The sequence below is a fragment of the Virgisporangium aliadipatigenens genome (genome assembly GCF_016863615.1).
Classification (GTDB): Bacteria; Actinomycetota; Actinomycetes; order Mycobacteriales; family Micromonosporaceae; genus Virgisporangium; species Virgisporangium aliadipatigenens.
The window spans coordinates 1-15077 of the sequence record NZ_BOPF01000067.1 but is presented as its reverse complement, the minus strand read 5'-3'; the positions used below and the strand labels follow the sequence as shown (position 1 = coordinate 15077).

Genomic DNA, 15077 nt, shown 5'->3' with positions numbered 1-15077 from the left:
GCTAAGACTGCTGGTCCGGCGTCAGGATCGCCAGTAGCGTTCCGGCCTCGACCTGTGCGCCGGTCGCGACGCGCAGGTCAGTGATGACGCCGTCGGCCGGGGCGTGCACCGCGTGCTCCAGCTTCATCGCCTCGACCGTCAGGACCAGTTCGCCCGCCGCGACCCGCTGACCGGGAACGACGAGAATGCGCCCCACCGCACCCGGCAACGGCGCCACGAGCCCACCCTCGCCGACATCCACCGGCGGCGGCGGGAACCGGGGCACCTCCGTCAGCGCCACCGAACCCTCGGAGGAGTCCACATAGGACACATCCCCGACGCGATGGATGTCGAACGCCAGCCGCACGCCGGCCACGTCGAGCACAACCCGTTCCAGGGAAGCGAGAACCACGGCGACGGGTGGGTGGTCGTCGGCGAGATCGGGGGTCGTGCCCGGAAGGCCGATGTCGTCGCGGTCCACGAGCCGCACCGACCACGCGGCGAGCGCGTCGTCGCGATCCATCCGGTACGCCACCTCGAACGTCCCGCTCGGCGCGTCGTAGGCGACCGTCTGCGGCACCGACGGAACATTGCGCCAGCCCGCCGGCACCATGCCCAGCGCCGCGGCGGAACGCCGCCCGTAGGCACCCGCGAGCGCCGCCGCGAGGCACGAGAGCCGCAGCGCGTCCACAGAGGACAGCAGCGGCGCGAAGACCTCCGGATGCCGGTCCAGGAACCCGGTGTCGATCCCACCGCCCACAAAGGACGGATGGCGCAGCACCCGCACCAGCAGGTCCCGGTTGGTGCCCACGCCGTGGATGCGGGCCCGCGCCAGCGCCGTTCCGAGCTGGCGCGCGGCCTCGTAACGCGTCGGCGCCCAGGCGATCACCTTGGCCAGCATCGGGTCGTAGTACACGCCGATCTCGGTGCCGGCCGCCACCCCCGCGTCGACGCGCAGCCCCGGCGACAGCATCGGCGCGAACTCCTTGCTGACGCCCGGAATCTCGAACCGGTGCAGCGTCCCGCTGTTGGGCAGGAAGGCGTACGCGGGATCCTCGGCGTACAGCCGCGCCTCGATGGCGTGGCCGCGCAGCGGCGGTGGGCCGTTCCAGGGGAGCGTGCCGCCCTCGGCGACGAGCAGCTGCAGGCGCACCAGGTCGATGCCGACGACCAGTTCGGTCACCGGGTGCTCGACCTGCAGGCGGGTGTTCATCTCCAGGAAGTACCAGTCGCCCTCGGGCGCCAGCACGAACTCGACCGTCCCCGCGCCGACGTAGCCGATCGCACGCGCCACGGCGATGGCCGCCGCGCACAGTTCCTCGCGCAGGGCCGGGCTCACCGCGGGAGACGGCGTCTCCTCGATGATCTTCTGGTGCCGGCGCTGGATCGAACACTCGCGTTCGCCGAGGGAGACAACGGTTCCCGCGGAGTCGGCGATGAGCTGGACCTCGATGTGCCGCGCCCGTTCGACATAACGCTCGCAGAAGACGGTCCCGTCGCCGAACGCCCCCGCGGCCTCGCGCCGCGCGGACGCCAGGGCCTCGTGCAGCGACTCGGGATCGCGGACCAGGCGCATGCCGCGGCCGCCGCCACCCGCGGACGCCTTCACCATCACCGGGAACTGCGTCACCTCGTGCGCCTCGTGCCACGTCGGCAGGACCGGCACACCCGCATCCCCGACCAGCGCCTTGGCGTCCACTTTGGACCCCATGACGGCGATCGCCTTCGGCGACGGGCCGACCCACGTGAGGCCGGCGTCGAGCACCGCCTGCGCGAAGTCCGCGTTCTCGGAGAGGAACCCGTAGCCGGGGTGCACCGCGTCGGCGCCGGCACGGCGGGCCGCGTCGATGAGCAGATCCCCGCGCAGATAGGTCGCCGTGGGCGCGTTCCCCGGCAGATGAACGGCATAGTCGGCCTCACCGGCGTGCGGGGTGGCCGAGTCGGCGTCGGAGTACACGGCGACGGTCTCCACGCCGACGGCGCGGCACGTGGCGATGATGCGCCGGGCGATCTCGCCCCGGTTCGCCACCAGCAGTCGACGGATCATGACACCCTCACAGTCGGAACACGCCGAAGCCGGCAGTCTTGGATTCACTTTCCACAATGGACAGACAGATGCCGAGTACGGTCCGGGTGTCCCGAGGGTCGATCACCCCGTCGTCGTACAACCGGCCGGACAGGTACAGCGCCGCCGACTCCTGGTCGATCTTCTGCTCGACCATCTGCCGCATCTGCGCGTCCTGCGACTCGTCGTAGACCTGCCCCTTGGCCTCCGCCGCCTGCCGCGCCACGATCGACAGCACGCCCGCCAGCTGTGCCGGGCCCATCACGGCCGAACGCGCATTCGGCCACGCGAACAGGAAACGCGGCTCGAACGAGCGGCCGCACATGCCGTAGTTCCCGGCCCCGTACGACGCGCCGATGTTGACGGTGATGTGCGGGACCTTCGAGTTTGCCACGGCGTTGATCATGTGCGCGCCGTGCTTGATGATGCCGTTCTGCTCGTACTCCGAGCCGACCATGTAGCCGGTGGTGTTCTGCAGGAAGACCAGCGGGGTGCCGGAGGAGTTCGCCAGCTGGATGAACTGCGCCGCCTTCTGCGCCTCGGGCGAGAAGAGCACGCCGCGCGCGTTCGCCAGCACACCGACCCGGTGGCCGTGGATCGCACCCCACCCGGTCACCAGAGCCGTGCCGTACAACGGCTTGAACTCGTCGAACTCGCTGCCGTCCAGGACCCGCGCCAGGATCTCGCGCGGATCGAAGGGCGTGCGCAGGTCGGCCGAGGCGATGGCGAGCAGATCCTCGGTGGGGAGCTTCGGCTCCGCCCCGAAAGAGCGGGACGGCGAGGAGGAAGCCAGGCGGGAAAGGGCGCTTCGGGCCACCCGGATCGCGTCCCGCTCGTCCTCGGCCACGTGGTCGGCGAGACCGCTGCGCGTGCCGTGCATGTGCGCGCCGCCGAGGCGTTCGTCGTCGACCTCCTCGCCGGTGGCCATCTTGACCAGCGGCGGCCCGGCGAGGAACACCTTCGCGCGGTCCCTGACGAAGATCGTGTAGTCGCTCATGCCGGGGATGTAGGCGCCGCCCGCGGTGGCGTTCCCGAAAACGACCGCGACCGTCGGGATCCCCTCGGCGGACAGGCGCGTCAGGTCCCGGAACGCCGCCCCGCCCGGGATGAAGATGTCCGCCTGCGTCGGCAGGTCCGCGCCCCCCGACTCGACCAGGTTGACCATCGGCAGCCGGTTCTGCCGCGCGATCTCCCCGGCCCGCAGGGTCTTCTTCAGGGTGAACGGGTTGACCGCCCCGCCGCGCACCGTCGGATCATTGGCGACGATCACGCACGGCACGCCCGCCACGACGCCGATGCCGGTGACCACGCTCGCGCCGACCGTGTACTCCGTGCCCCACGCGGCGTAGGGACACAGCTCCAGAAACGGCGAGTCGCGGTCGAGCAGCAGCTCCACCCGCTCGCGCGCGAGCAGTTTGCCGCGGGCGTGATGGCGCGCGACGTACTTGTCACCGCCACCGGCCCGCGCCTCCGCGGCGGCGGCGTCCAGCTCCGCCAGCCGGTCCAGCATCGCCGTCCGATTCGCCTGATACCCCGCCGCGCGGGGATCGAGTGTCGTGGAAAGTACCGGCACGCCCGCAGCCCCCAAGATTCTTCCGTCTGATCGCCACACCGCTAACGACTGGCGCTCGCCCCGCGACACGCGATGACGGCGTCGGGAATGTCCGCCATGCGCGCGCGCAGAAACTCGCCCAGTGCCTTCGCCTGCGGGTCGAACCGGGTGGACGCCGCCACCCCGCCCTCGCCCAGCAGACCGCGTATCACGAAGCCCAGTGCCCGGACGTTCGGCAGCTCGAACCGCTCCACCGGGTGGTCCTCCGTTTCGGGGATGAGCGCCCTGATCCGCTCCACCGTCAGGTAGTCCCGCAGCCATGCGTGGGTGGTGTCGTCCCGGGCCCAGACGCCGAGGGTGGCGTCGGGGCCCTTGTCGCCCGAGCGGGCGCCGAGGACGGTCCCGAGCGGCGCCCGGGTGGTCGGTCCCGTGGTGATCCCGCCCGGTGTCGCGCCGTGTGACAGCGACCCGCCCGGGTCGGCGCCGTGTGGCTCTGGCCCGTCGAGCCGGCCCGAATCCGGCGCGGTCGCATGCGGCTCCGCGACGGCTGGCTCCGCCGCGGCGCCGGGTGGCTCCCGCCCGCCCGCGGTGGCGGGGTGTGACGTCGGCCCGCCGGGCCCGGCCGGATCCCGTGCTACGGCGCTCGCCGGAAGCGGCGCCGTCACCGCAGGCGGCGGGATCGGCACGCGCGTCCCGTCCGGCAGGACCGCCACGTGGGCGACCGCCGCCTGCGGCACCGTCTCCGCGCGGTATACCCCGAAGGGCATGCCGTCCCCGGGCGGCGCCGTCAGCGTGCACCCCGGATAGGAGGCCAGGGCCAGTTCCACCGCGGCCGCCGAGAATGCCCGTCCCGCCCGTCGCGGATCCTTGTCCCTTATGTGAACGTGCACCAGCGCCGAAGCCGTCTCCACGCTCGCGGCGTCGGGCCGATCCGTGCGTTCGAGCCGGAACTCCAGCCCGTCCGCACCGACCGCGGCCGTCACCTGCTCCCGCACCAGTGCGGCCTTCTCCTCGACGTCCAGTCCACACAGGACGAAGCTCATCGCGTTGCGCCAGCCGCCGAGCGCGGTCACGGCGACCTTGGCCGTGCCGGGCGGCGGGGTGCCCGTCGCACCCGAGACCCGCACCCGATCCTCGCGAACAGCGGTGAGGCGCACCGTGTCGAGCCGGGTCACCACGTCGGGTCCCACGTACGACGCGCCGTCGATCTCGTACAGCAGCTGCGCCGTGACGGTGTCGACCGTGACGGCCCCGCCGGTGCCCGGATGCTTCGTGACGACGCACGACCCGTCGGCGGACAGCTCGACGAGCGGGAACCCCGGTCGCCGCCCGCCGTCCGGCAGCTCCGTGAAGAACGGGTAGTTGCCGCCGGTGACCTGCGCGCCGCACTCGATCAGGTGCCCGGCGACCGTGGCGCCGGCGAGCGCGTCGAGATCGGCCCGCCCCCACCCGAACCGCGCGATCCCCGGCCCCACCACCAGCGAGGCGTCGGTGACCCGCCCGGTCACCACGATGTCGGCCCCGGCCCGCAGGCACTCCGCGATCCCGAACGCCCCCAGATAGGCGTTCGCCGTGAGCGCTCCCGCGGGCAGGCCGACCTCGTCGCCGGTGACGTACGCGATGCGCGGGGCGAGACCCAGCTTCTGGGACAGCTGCCCCAGAGCGTCGGCGAGGCCGGCCGGGTTGACGCCGCCGGCGTTCGTGACGATCCGCACGCCCCGGTCGAGCGCGCTGCCCAGCACCCCCTCGACCTGCCGCAGGAACGTCTTCGCGTAGCCGAGCGCGGGATCCTTCGTGCGGTCCCGGCCGAGGATCAGCATGGTCAGTTCGGCGAGGTAGTCCCCGGTGAGCACGTCGAGCGCACCGCCGTCGAGCATCTCCCGCCAGGCGCTGAACCGGTCCCCGTAGAAGCCGGACGCGTTCCCGATCCGCAGCGGTGTCTCAGCCATGCTGCGGCTCCCGCTTCGCACCGGGCGGCCCGGCGAACGCCTGCGCCACGGTCAGCCACCGTTCGGCGACCGGCCCGGTGGCCTGCAGCGCCAGGTCGGCCCGGTGCCGCCGTTGGGTCACGAGCAGGCAGAAGTCCAGGGCCGGCCCCGCGACCCGATCCACCGCCCCCGCCGGCCCGAACGCCCACAGTTCGCCCTCGGGCGTCGCCAGCTCGACGCGCACCGGCTCCTCCGGGGCGGGCAGCCCGTGCACCAGGAACGAGTACCCGAGCGTCCGGTGTCCCAGGAACGCCACGTGCCGCAGCCGTCGGGTGAAGCCGCGCCGCACCCCGAGCGCGTCGGCCACGTCCTGGCCGTGGGCCCAGGTCTCCATGAGCCGCGCGGTCGCCATCGTCGCCGGCGTCATCGGCGGGCCGAACCAGGGGATGCGGCCGGTCGCCCCGCGCAGCAGCCGGGCGAGTTCGGCGCGTCCGTGTCGCCAGCGCGGCAGCAGTTCGTCGCGGGGGCCGATCCCGTCGGCGGCCGCCCGATCGACGTAGGAGGCGTCGGCGGTGGCCGCCTCCGCGGCGAAGCCGGCGGCGTCGGTGATCGCCAGGATCGCGAGCCCGTCGAGCCACGCGAGGTGGGCGATCTGGTGCGCGATCGTCCAGCCCGGACTGGGGGTGGGCCGGACGAGGTCCGCGTCGCTCAACGCCGCGACCGTCCGGTCCAGGTCCGCGGACTCCTCTTCCAGATCCGGGAGAACGTCGTCGAGCACGGCACCTCCTGCGTCAGTCGCTTCGGACGGCGGCGGTCAGCAGCGCGGCGAACTGCTGCCGCCAGGTGGCCAGGAGCCGGGCGCGCCGCTCGGAGTCGTCGGTGAGCAGATTGGCCACGCCGAGCCCGCGCAGCAGGTCGAGGCTCGCCTGGACGGCTTCCCGCACGCCGGGGCGCGACTCGTCGACGCCGAGCAGGTCGACGGCGAGGCGGTGCATGTCCCGCCCGAGCCGCTGCTCCAGCGGAAGAAGAGCATCGCGCAGGTCGGTGTCGGTGCGCGCGGCGACCCACAGCTCCAGCGCCGCCACGTACAGCGGCCCGGTGAACGCGGCGGCGAGCAGCGCGAGCACCCGGTCGAGGCGTTCGTCGGGGTCGGTGGCCGTGAGCGTGGCGGCCTCGGCCCGCAGCTCGGCCGCGCGCCGGTGCGCGAGGTGCTCGACGGCGTCCATGACCAGGGCCGCCCGGGTGGGGTAGTGGTGCAGTTGGGCCCCGCGGGAGACGCCGGCGCGTTCGGCGATGAGCGTGGTCGTCGCGCCGGACCAGCCGTGGTCGGCGAGGCAGGCGACGGTGGCGTCCAGCAGCCGCTGCCGGGTGGCCCGGGAACGTTCCTGCTTGGGCGCGCTCACCCGACCAGCCTGCGGCGAGCAAAACAATCAGTCAAGCCTGACTTTTTTCGTCATACACGAACGCCGACCTCGCACACGGGGCGCAAGATCGGCGAGTGTTCAGACCCTGGCGCGCCGGGCCAGGCGCTCCGGGTCGAGGATGATGACGCTCTTGCCGTCGAGGCGCAGCCAGCCGCGCGAGGCGAAGTCGGCGAGCGCCTTGTTGACCGTCTCCCGGGAGGCGCCCACGAGCTGGGCCAACTCCTCCTGCGTGAGGTCGTGGGTCACGCGGAGCACGCCGCCGTCGCGGTTGCCGAAGCGGCCGGCCATCTGGAGCAGGTTTTTCGCGACCCGCCCCGGAACATCCGTGAAGATCAGGTCGGCCAGCGCGTCATTGGTCCGGCGCAGCCTCCTGGCGAGAACCCTGAGTAACTGCTCCGCTATTTCCGGCCGGTTGTTGAGCCACGGCCGCAGCGCCTGCTTACGCAGTCGGGCCATCCGCACGTCGGTGACGGCGGTCGCGGTGGCGGTGCGCGGCCCCGGGTCGAACAGCGACAGCTCGCCGACCATGTCGCTCGGGCCCATCAACGCTATGAGGTTCTGGCGCCCGTCGGCGGCGCGGCGGCCCACCTTGAGCTTCCCGGAAAGTACGATGTAGAGGCTGTCGCCCGGTTCGCCCTCATTGAAGATGGTTTCCCCGCGACGCGCCTCCAGATACTCCAGCTCTTTGGCCAGAGACTCAGCGGCGTCTGCGTCGACGCCCTGGAAAATCCCGCTCCGGGCTAGAACCTCATCCATAGCGCTACCTCGACTTCTGCGCCTAGACGCGCGCAGTCAGTCTAAGCCCTGCTATGTCGATCATGTCTAACCGAGTACAGGTGAAGGCAGGGATACGACAGGACGGCAACTACTCGGACGAACGACCGGCACGGCCCGGTAGCGACGTTACGCTACTGTCCTCGCGAGGATCCGTGGTCGTGCGGCCGGGCGCCGCAACCTCCCCATCGGCAGGATGCTATGGCAATCTACGGCAGTCGTCCGGGTGGCGAGTCCGACGAGGACCCGGCCGCCGATCGCCGCGCACCCTGGGGCGAATCCGCCGCCGACCGGGGCGGGCAGCGGCCCGACCAGGGGCCACCCATCTACCGGCCCGAGGAGCAGGGCGGCTACGGCGCGCCGGCGCAGGGCGGCCCGTACCGCTCCGGCCACCAGCAGGCGCCCGACCCCGGGGCCGGCCGAGGCTCCACCTACGGCAGCGCCGGGGGAGCCCGCCGCGACGACGCCGATTACGGACCGTCAGCCGGCTTCGGCTCGCCGGTGACCCCGCCGCCCGGCTACGGCCCCGCCTCCGGCCCACCCGCCTACGGCACCCCGGCGTCCGGCCCGCCCGCTTACGGGGCCGCGTCGGGGCCCACCGCACCGGCTTCGGGGCCGCCCGTCACCGGCCCGCACCACTACGACCCGGCCGCATACGGCCCGCCCGCTGCCGCGCAGGCGCCTCCTCCTTACGGCGCGCCGGCCTCGGGCTTGCCCGGCCGCGCGCCCGCAACCGCTTCCGGCTCGCCGGTCTACGAGCCGCCCGGCCGCCCGCCGTCGCCGATGTCGGGCCCGCCCGTCTCGGGTCCGCACGACTACGACCCCGCCGCCTACGGCCCGCCCGCTGCCGGCCCCGCATCGGGACCTCCTGCTTACGGCGCGCCGGCCTCGGGCCTGCCCGGCCGCGCGCCCGCCTCCAGCCCGCCTCCGTCGGGTCCGCCCGTTTACGACCCGGCCCCCCGCGCGTCCGCGTCGGGCCCGCCGGCATATGACCCGCCCGGCCGCGGTCCCGCGTCGGGCCCGCCCGCCGGCGCCCGCGGTGCCGCCCCCGGCCCGTCCGGCTACGGCCCGCCCGGTGTCGACCGCGCCTCCGGGCCGCCAGTCTCCGGCCCGCACGACTACGACCCGGCCGCCTACGGTTCGCCCGCCGGCGGCGCGGCATACGGCCCGCCCGGTGGTCGTGCGCCGGCGTCCGGCCCGCCCGCGCCGAGCCCGCCGACGGGTGGTCCGTCGTTCGGGGCGCCGCCCGGTATGCCCCACGAGCCGGAGACCGACCACTGGTCCACCGGCGGCGAGGACTGGGACGCCCCCGCGCGCGAACGCGCCGTGCCGATGGGCGCCGCCGCGGCCGCTCCGCCGCCCGGGCGCCGGTCGTTCCTCAACCGGACCACCGTGATCGTCGCCGCCGTGCTGGCCGTCCTGGTCGGCGCCGGTGGTGCGGGAGCGGCCTACCTCACGTCCAACGATGACGACGGCCCGTCGGGTACGCCCCCGGTGGCCGGTTCCCAGGTGCCGGGTGCGCCGGGTGGTGCGGCCAACTCGTCGGCACCCTCCGGCGCGGAGCAGATCTCCATGTCGGCCACCGGCGACATCGTGATGGGCATGGCCCCCAGCGCCCTTCCGCCCAACAACGGAAAGGGCTTCTTCGACCCGGTCAAGGATCTGCTCGTGGCGGACCTGCGGATGGGCAACCTCGAGCAGGTGATCTCCAACGACACCGGCGTCGGCAAGTGTTCGGCCGACTCGGCGGGGAAGACGTGCTTCGCGTTCCGTACCCCGCCGGCCACCGTGCAGAACCTCGTCGACGGCGGGTTCCAGCTGGTCAACCTGGCCAACAACCACGCCAACGACTTCGGCGACGCCGGCCTGAAGAACACCCGCACGGCGCTGGAGGGCGTCGGTATCAAGCACACCGGCGCACCCGGCCAGATCACCGTGACCGACGTCAAGGGCGTCAAGGCGGCGGTGGTCGGCTTCGCCTCCTACAAGTGGTCGAACCTGTGCAGCGACATCCCCGCCTCAACGAAGATCATTACGGATGCGGCCGGCCAGGCCGACATCGTGGTGGTGCAGGTGCACATGGGTGCCGAGGGTTCGGACAAGACCCACGTGAAGCCCGGCACCGAGATCTTCCTCGGTGAGGACCGCTGCGACCCGATCAAGTTCTCGCACGCGGTGATCGACGCCGGGGCGGACCTCGTCGTCGGGCACGGGCCGCACGTGGTGCGCGGGATGGAGTTCTACAAGGGTCGGCTGATCGCCTACAGCCTGGGCAACTTCGGGGCGTACAAGGCGCTCGGCTACCAGGGTGTCGTCGGCACCACCGCCGTGATCAAGGTGAACCTGAAGCGTGACGGCAGCTGGGTCGGCGGCAACCTGATCTCCACCAAGATGGTGGGCCCGACCGGCGGTCCGGCGCCCGACCCCGCCGGCCAGGCGCTGAAACTCATCGGCGAGCTGACCAAGTCGGACTTCCCGCAGACGGGTGCGAAGTTCGCTCAGGACGGCGCGATCAGTCCGTGACCCGGTGCCGGCGCGCCATGTACACCAGGGCGGCGCCGGCGACGAGCAGCGTCCACAGGACGTAGACGCCGGTCATCACGAGCAGGATCAGCACGCAGCCGAGCGCCACCACCGCAGCCCGGTGCATCCAGGTGCGGCGGGGGAGCAGCTTGACCGCTGATGCCGTTCCCAGGACGTAAATGAGAATGAACGAGCCGGTCGTGATCTGGACGGACAGGCGGGGGCCGGCTCCCACGGACGCCACCGCCGCGAGAGCGGCGAGGGAGAGCCCCGCGACCACGGCGAGGCTGCGGCGCGGGACCTCACCGGCGGCGCTGCCCCGGGCGAACCACGCGGGCAGCGCCCCGTCCCGACCCAGCGCGGCGCCGAGGCGGGAGATGCCGGCGAAGTAGGCGTTCATGGCGCCGAGCGTCAGCAGCAGCGCGGCGACCGTGGTGATCACCTGGGCGCCACCGCCCAGGCCGACGGCGAGCAGTTCCGACAGCGGCGCCCCGGTCGCCCCGGCGGTGGGGCCGAGCACCAGCAGGCTCGCCACGACGACACCCAGGTAGAGCACGCTCACGACGACCAGCGCGATGACGGTGGCGCGCGGAACGTTGCGGGCCGGATCGCGGAAGTCGGCGGCGAGCGACGTGAGCGCCTCCCAGCCGGCGAAGCCCCAGACCAGGACGGAGACGGCCGGTCCGAGCGCCCACCACCCGTGCGGCGCGAACGGCGTCAGGTTGCCCGGGTCGGCGTGCGGCAGCGCGCTCAGCGTCGCCACCAGCAGGAGCGTGACCAGCAAGGCGGCCATCCCGAGCTGGACGGTTCCGGAGATCCGGATGCCGCCCAGGTTGATCAGCACGACGATCAGGGTCAGCGCGCCGGCCGTGAGGTACGTGGTGCGCAGCCCGCCGCCGACCAGCGCCGACACGTACGCCCCGCCGAACATCGCCGCGGCCGGCGCACCCGCCGGAACCGCGAAGTAGAAGGTCCACCCGACGACGGCCGCCATCCGCGCCCCGAACGCCGTCCGCACGTACGTCGCCACCCCGCCGGAGTCCGGATAGCGCGCCCCCAGCGCCGCGAATGTCATCGCGAGCGGCACCGACAGCACGATCATGATCACCCAGGCGACCAGCGACGCCGGCCCCGCCACCTGCGCCGCGAGGGCCGGCAGCGCGATCACCCCGGTGCCCAGGACGGCGCTGATCGAGACGGCCGAGCCCTGCGCGAGGCTCAGCCCGGTGGCGGGCGTCGGACGGGTGGCAACGGTGGTCATGACGATCACTTAAGATCATTCATTGGCTGGTTTGAAGCACCAATTCCGAGCAGATTGGTTGGGCCAATGGAGGTACACGTCAGTGTCTCGGGCCGGACCGATCTGGCCGCCCAGATCTACCGCCAGCTGCACGCCGCCATCCTCGACGGGCGGCTGCGGCCGGGCGAACGGATGCCGCCGTCGCGCGAGCTGGCGAGCCGGATCCGCGTCTCCCGCAACACCGTCGCGGCCGCCTACGAACGGCTCACCGCGGAGGGGTTCCTCGAGGGGCGGGTCGGCGCCGGGACGTACGTGTGCGGGGCGCATGTGGCGAAGGCCACGCGGGCGAGACGCGCGCCGGTCGGCAGCATCGAACCGCGCGCGCTCTGGCGGGACCTGGACCTCTCCGTGCGCGACCCGCCGCTCGGATGCGAGTTCGACTTCCGGGTCGGGGTGCCGGACCCGGGGCTGTTCCCGCTCGACGCGTGGCGCCGGCTCGTCGCCGCCGAGCTGCGACGGGACGCGTTCCGGGCGGCCTCCTACGGCGAGCCGTCGGGGCATCCCGGGCTGCGGGCCGCCGTCGCACGCCATCTGGGCACGTCCCGTTCGGTCCGCGTCGGGGCAGACGATGTCGTGGTCACGCACGGTGCGCAGCAGGCCCTCGACGTGATCGGTCGCGTTCTCGTCGATGTGGGAACGTGCGTAGCGGTCGAGCGGCCCGGCTACGCGATGGCGCGGGAACTGTTCCGCACGCTCGGCGCACGCGTCGTCGGAGTCCCCGTCGACTCCGAGGGTCTCGACGTGTCGGCCCTTCCCGCACAGGCCCGATTGGTGTACACGACGCCGTCACATCAGTTCCCCCTCGGGACGCCGATGTCGCTCGCCCGCCGCACCGCCCTCCTCGCCTGGGCCGAACACCACCGCGCGGCCATCATCGAGGACGACTACGACAGCGAGTTCCGCTACGGCGACCGCCCGCTCGAACCGCTCCAGAGCCTCGACCGCAGCGGCCGGGTGATCTACGTGGGTTCGTTCTCGAAGACGCTCTCCCCGATGCTGCGCCTCGGTTTCCTGGTCGCACCCGCCTCCCTCCGCAACGCCGTGCGCCGCGCCAAGCAGGTCACCGACTGGCACACCGAGGTGCCGTCGCAGGCGGCGCTGGCGCGGTTCATCGACGACGGGCTGCTCGCCCGGCACATCCGCCGCGCCTCCCGCGTCTACGCCGAACGCCACGCCCTGATCAGCACGGTGTTGCGGCGTGACTTCGCGCCGTGGTTCGACGTGGTGCCATCGAGCGCGGGACTGCATCTGTGCGTACTCCTGCGCGACGGGGTCACCGTGGATCTCGACCGGGCCCGCGAACTGTCCGTCGGCGTGGCCGACCTGTCGGGGTACGGCGGAGGGCCGGGGCTGGTGCTGGGATTCGGCATGATCCCGGCGGAACGTATCCCGGAGGGGTTGCGGCGGTTGGGTCTGTGCGTGGGCGGGGCGCGGGTTGATATCGGTGGGTGACGGTTCTTGTCAGACCTAGGACGTAGATTGGCGGGCGTGACCGAGACGGCGTTGGGGCTGACGCGACGGGCCCGACGGATGGGGCGCATCCTCACCGAGACTCATCCCGACGCGCACTGTGAGCTGGACTTCACCACGCCGTTGGAGCTGGCCGTCGCCACGCTGCTCTCCGCGCAGACCACCGACGTGCGGGTCAACGAGGTGACCCCGAAGCTGTTCGCGCGCTACACGACCGCGGCCGAGTACGCGGCGGCCGACCGCGCGGAGCTGGAGGAGATGCTGCGCCCGCTCGGGTTCTTCCGGGCCAAGTCCGACTCGCTGATGAAGCTGGGCCAGGTGCTGGTCGACAAGCACAAGGGTGTGCTCCCACGCCGGCTGTCCGAGCTGGTGGAGCTGCCCGGCATCGGCCGCAAGACGGCCAACGTCATCATCGGCAACGCGTTCGGCGGGGCGGGCATCACCACCGACACCCACTTCATCCGGCTCACCACGCGGTGGGCCTGGCACGCCGAGACCGATCCGGTGAAGATCGAGTTCGCGGTCGGGGCGATGTTCCCGCGCCGGGAGTGGACGATGCTGTCGCACCGAGTGATCTTCCACGGTCGGCGGGTGTGCCACGCGCGTAAGCCGGCGTGCGGGGCGTGCACGTTGAAGAAGCTGTGCCCCTCCTACGGGACCGGGCCGACCGTGCCGGCAGAGGCGGCGGCGCTGCTCAAGGGGCCGCGGGTGGAGGAGTTGGCCGCGGCGGCCGGGGTGGCGCCTTGACGGCGCGGCGGTCGGCCGGGCGGTCGTCTCCTGCCGGGCGGCCTACTTCGGCCTGGCGGCACGTGCCGGATCTCGGCCGGGGCGCGGTGCGGGGTCGGGTCGCCGTGGTGCTGCTGATCGCCGTCGTGGCGTCGCTCGGGGCGTGCACCTCCACGCCGTCGAAGCCCACCTCCAGTGCGGCCGGCGCCTCGTCCCCGTCCGCCGGCACCTGCGTCACGCCGGCCAGCGACGCCCCGGCCAGCGCGCCGGCGCCGATCGCCGACCTCGCCCTGCCGTGCTTCGTGGGCGGCGGCGACATCCGGCCGGCCCGGCTCGGCAAGCCGATGGTGATCAACCTGTGGGCCTCGTGGTGCGCGCCGTGCCGCACCGAGCTGCCGGCGCTGCAGGAGTACGCGCGGCGGGCCGGTGACGCGGTCACCGTGCTCGGCGTGATCACCGCCGACGCCCGGGACCGGGCGCAGTCCGTCGTGGACGAGCTGCACCTGACGTTCCCCCAGCTGTACGACCGGGACCGGCGGCTGCTGCGCGCCGTCGAGAAGGTCAACCTGCCGGTGACCGTGTTCCTGCGCGCCGACGGGCAGGTGGCGTTCACGTACAACTCGACTCCGCTGGAGACCGAGGAGTTCGTCAAGCTGACCGGGCAGTACCTCGGTGTGGTGATCTAGTCATGACCGACCTGCCGGACTGGTGGGAGCCGCTGCTGTCCAAGGTGGCCGGTGCCAAGGCGTCGGACTTCACCCGCCTCCCCACTCCCGACGAGGGCGGCCGGTCGAGCGCGGTTCTCGTCCTTCTGGGGGAGATCCGACCGGGCGAGCCGGACGTATTGATTCTCGAACGTTCGGCGAATCTGCGCAGCCACGCGGGCCAGCCGGCGTTCCCGGGTGGTGCGTCCGACCCGGGCGATCACGACGCCGTCGCGACGGCGTTGCGGGAGGCCAACGAGGAGGTCGGTCTTGATCCCGACAGCGTGCACGTGCTCGCGCAGCTGCCGACGCTGTGGATTCCGGTCAGCGGGTTCCTGGTCACGCCCGTTCTGGCGTGGTGGCGTGAGCCGCACGAGGTCGGGCCCGTCGACCCGGGAGAGGTGGCCCGCGTGAGCCGCCTGCGCATCGCCGACCTCGTCGACCCGGCCAACCGGTTGATGATCCGGGCGCGGATGGGCTGGCAGAGCCCGGCGTTCAAGGTCGACGGCATGCTGGTGTGGGGCTTCACCGCCGGCGTTCTGTCGACCATCCTCGACCTCGCCGGGTGGAGTCGACCATGGCCGACCGACCGGGTCGAAGACCTGCCGGCAAGCGCCGCACCTCTACGCTGA

General features: G+C 72.7%; 12 protein-coding genes. 5 read left to right on the top strand and 7 right to left on the bottom strand.

Annotation, left to right across the window (positions count from 1 at the left end):
* Position 1 precedes the first annotated feature (1 nt).
* The 6 genes from Val02_RS45360 to Val02_RS45335 form a co-directional block, all read right to left on the bottom strand.
* Positions 2–2026, bottom strand: coding sequence for an acetyl/propionyl/methylcrotonyl-CoA carboxylase subunit alpha (locus Val02_RS45360; protein WP_203905586.1), 2025 nt, complete (start codon positions 2024–2026; stop codon positions 2–4).
* A gap of 7 nt (positions 2027–2033) precedes the next feature.
* The gene (locus Val02_RS45355) at positions 2034–3554 is read right to left on the bottom strand and encodes an acyl-CoA carboxylase subunit beta (protein WP_373318064.1); all 1521 of its coding nucleotides are present in this window, start codon (positions 3552–3554) and stop codon (positions 2034–2036) included.
* 104 nt (positions 3555–3658) lie between these two features.
* The gene (locus Val02_RS45350) at positions 3659–5545 is read right to left on the bottom strand and encodes an acyclic terpene utilization AtuA family protein (protein WP_239153822.1); all 1887 of its coding nucleotides are present in this window, start codon (positions 5543–5545) and stop codon (positions 3659–3661) included.
* Positions 5538–6302: a TIGR03084 family metal-binding protein gene (locus Val02_RS45345; protein ID WP_203905584.1), complete on the bottom strand. Its 765-nt coding sequence runs from the start codon at positions 6300–6302 to the stop codon at positions 5538–5540. Before Val02_RS45345 ends, Val02_RS45350 begins: the two co-directional genes overlap by 8 nt.
* Positions 6303–6315: 13 nt before the next feature.
* Positions 6316–6927 (bottom strand): TetR/AcrR family transcriptional regulator, encoded by a 612-nt coding sequence (locus Val02_RS45340; RefSeq protein ID WP_239153821.1) that lies wholly within the window; start codon positions 6925–6927, stop codon positions 6316–6318.
* Between the two features lie 99 nt (positions 6928–7026).
* Positions 7027–7704, bottom strand: a complete 678-nt coding sequence (locus Val02_RS45335) for a Crp/Fnr family transcriptional regulator (protein WP_203905582.1) — start codon at positions 7702–7704, stop codon at positions 7027–7029.
* A gap of 1350 nt (positions 7705–9054) precedes the next feature.
* Here Val02_RS45335 and Val02_RS45330 point away from each other — a divergent pair.
* Positions 9055–10245, top strand: coding sequence for a CapA family protein (locus Val02_RS45330; protein ID WP_203905599.1), 1191 nt, complete (start codon positions 9055–9057; stop codon positions 10243–10245).
* On the opposite strand, the gene Val02_RS45325 is transcribed toward Val02_RS45330, so the two are convergent.
* On the bottom strand, positions 10235–11506 hold the full coding sequence (locus tag Val02_RS45325; RefSeq protein ID WP_203905581.1) for an APC family permease: 1272 nt from the start codon (positions 11504–11506) through the stop codon (positions 10235–10237). The genes Val02_RS45330 and Val02_RS45325 overlap by 11 nt on opposite strands.
* A 66-nt stretch (positions 11507–11572) precedes the next feature.
* Here Val02_RS45325 and pdxR point away from each other — a divergent pair, with 66 nt between their 5' ends.
* The 4 genes from pdxR (at position 11573) to Val02_RS45305 (ending at position 15077) form a co-directional block, all read left to right on the top strand.
* Positions 11573–12997 (top strand): MocR-like pyridoxine biosynthesis transcription factor PdxR, encoded by a 1425-nt coding sequence (gene pdxR / locus Val02_RS45320; RefSeq protein WP_203905580.1) that lies wholly within the window; start codon positions 11573–11575, stop codon positions 12995–12997.
* A gap of 78 nt (positions 12998–13075) precedes the next feature.
* Entirely contained in the window at positions 13076–13762 is a 687-nt protein-coding gene (gene nth / locus Val02_RS45315) for an endonuclease III (protein ID WP_203905598.1), read from the top strand.
* A 62-nt stretch (positions 13763–13824) separates the two neighbouring features.
* Positions 13825–14427, top strand: a complete 603-nt coding sequence (locus Val02_RS45310; protein WP_203905579.1) for a TlpA disulfide reductase family protein — start codon at positions 13825–13827, stop codon at positions 14425–14427.
* Between the two features lie 2 nt (positions 14428–14429).
* Positions 14430–15077 carry an NUDIX hydrolase gene (locus Val02_RS45305; protein ID WP_203905578.1) on the top strand — a complete coding sequence of 216 codons (648 nt, stop codon included), beginning with the start codon at positions 14430–14432 and terminating at the stop codon, positions 15075–15077.

What these genes read in the sequence shown, in the direction of transcription:
- pdxR (WP_203905580.1), top strand. Translation starts at nt 11,573, where the DNA reads ATGGAGGTACACGTCAGTGTCTCGGGCCGGACCGATCTGGCCGCCCAG.
- Val02_RS45330 (WP_203905599.1), top strand. Translation starts at nt 9,055, where the DNA reads ATGGGCGCCGCCGCGGCCGCTCCGCCGCCCGGGCGCCGGTCGTTCCTC.
- Val02_RS45325 (WP_203905581.1), bottom strand. Translation starts at nt 11,506, where the DNA reads ATGACCACCGTTGCCACCCGTCCGACGCCCGCCACCGGGCTGAGCCTC.
- Val02_RS45335 (WP_203905582.1), bottom strand. Translation starts at nt 7,704, where the DNA reads ATGGATGAGGTTCTAGCCCGGAGCGGGATTTTCCAGGGCGTCGACGCA.
- nth (WP_203905598.1), top strand. Translation starts at nt 13,076, where the DNA reads ATGGGGCGCATCCTCACCGAGACTCATCCCGACGCGCACTGTGAGCTG.
- Val02_RS45305 (WP_203905578.1), top strand. Translation starts at nt 14,430, where the DNA reads ATGACCGACCTGCCGGACTGGTGGGAGCCGCTGCTGTCCAAGGTGGCC.
- Val02_RS45350 (WP_239153822.1), bottom strand. Translation starts at nt 5,545, where the DNA reads ATGGCTGAGACACCGCTGCGGATCGGGAACGCGTCCGGCTTCTACGGG.
- Val02_RS45360 (WP_203905586.1), bottom strand. Translation starts at nt 2,026, where the DNA reads ATGATCCGTCGACTGCTGGTGGCGAACCGGGGCGAGATCGCCCGGCGC.
- Val02_RS45355 (WP_373318064.1), bottom strand. Translation starts at nt 3,554, where the DNA reads ATGCTGGACCGGCTGGCGGAGCTGGACGCCGCCGCCGCGGAGGCGCGG.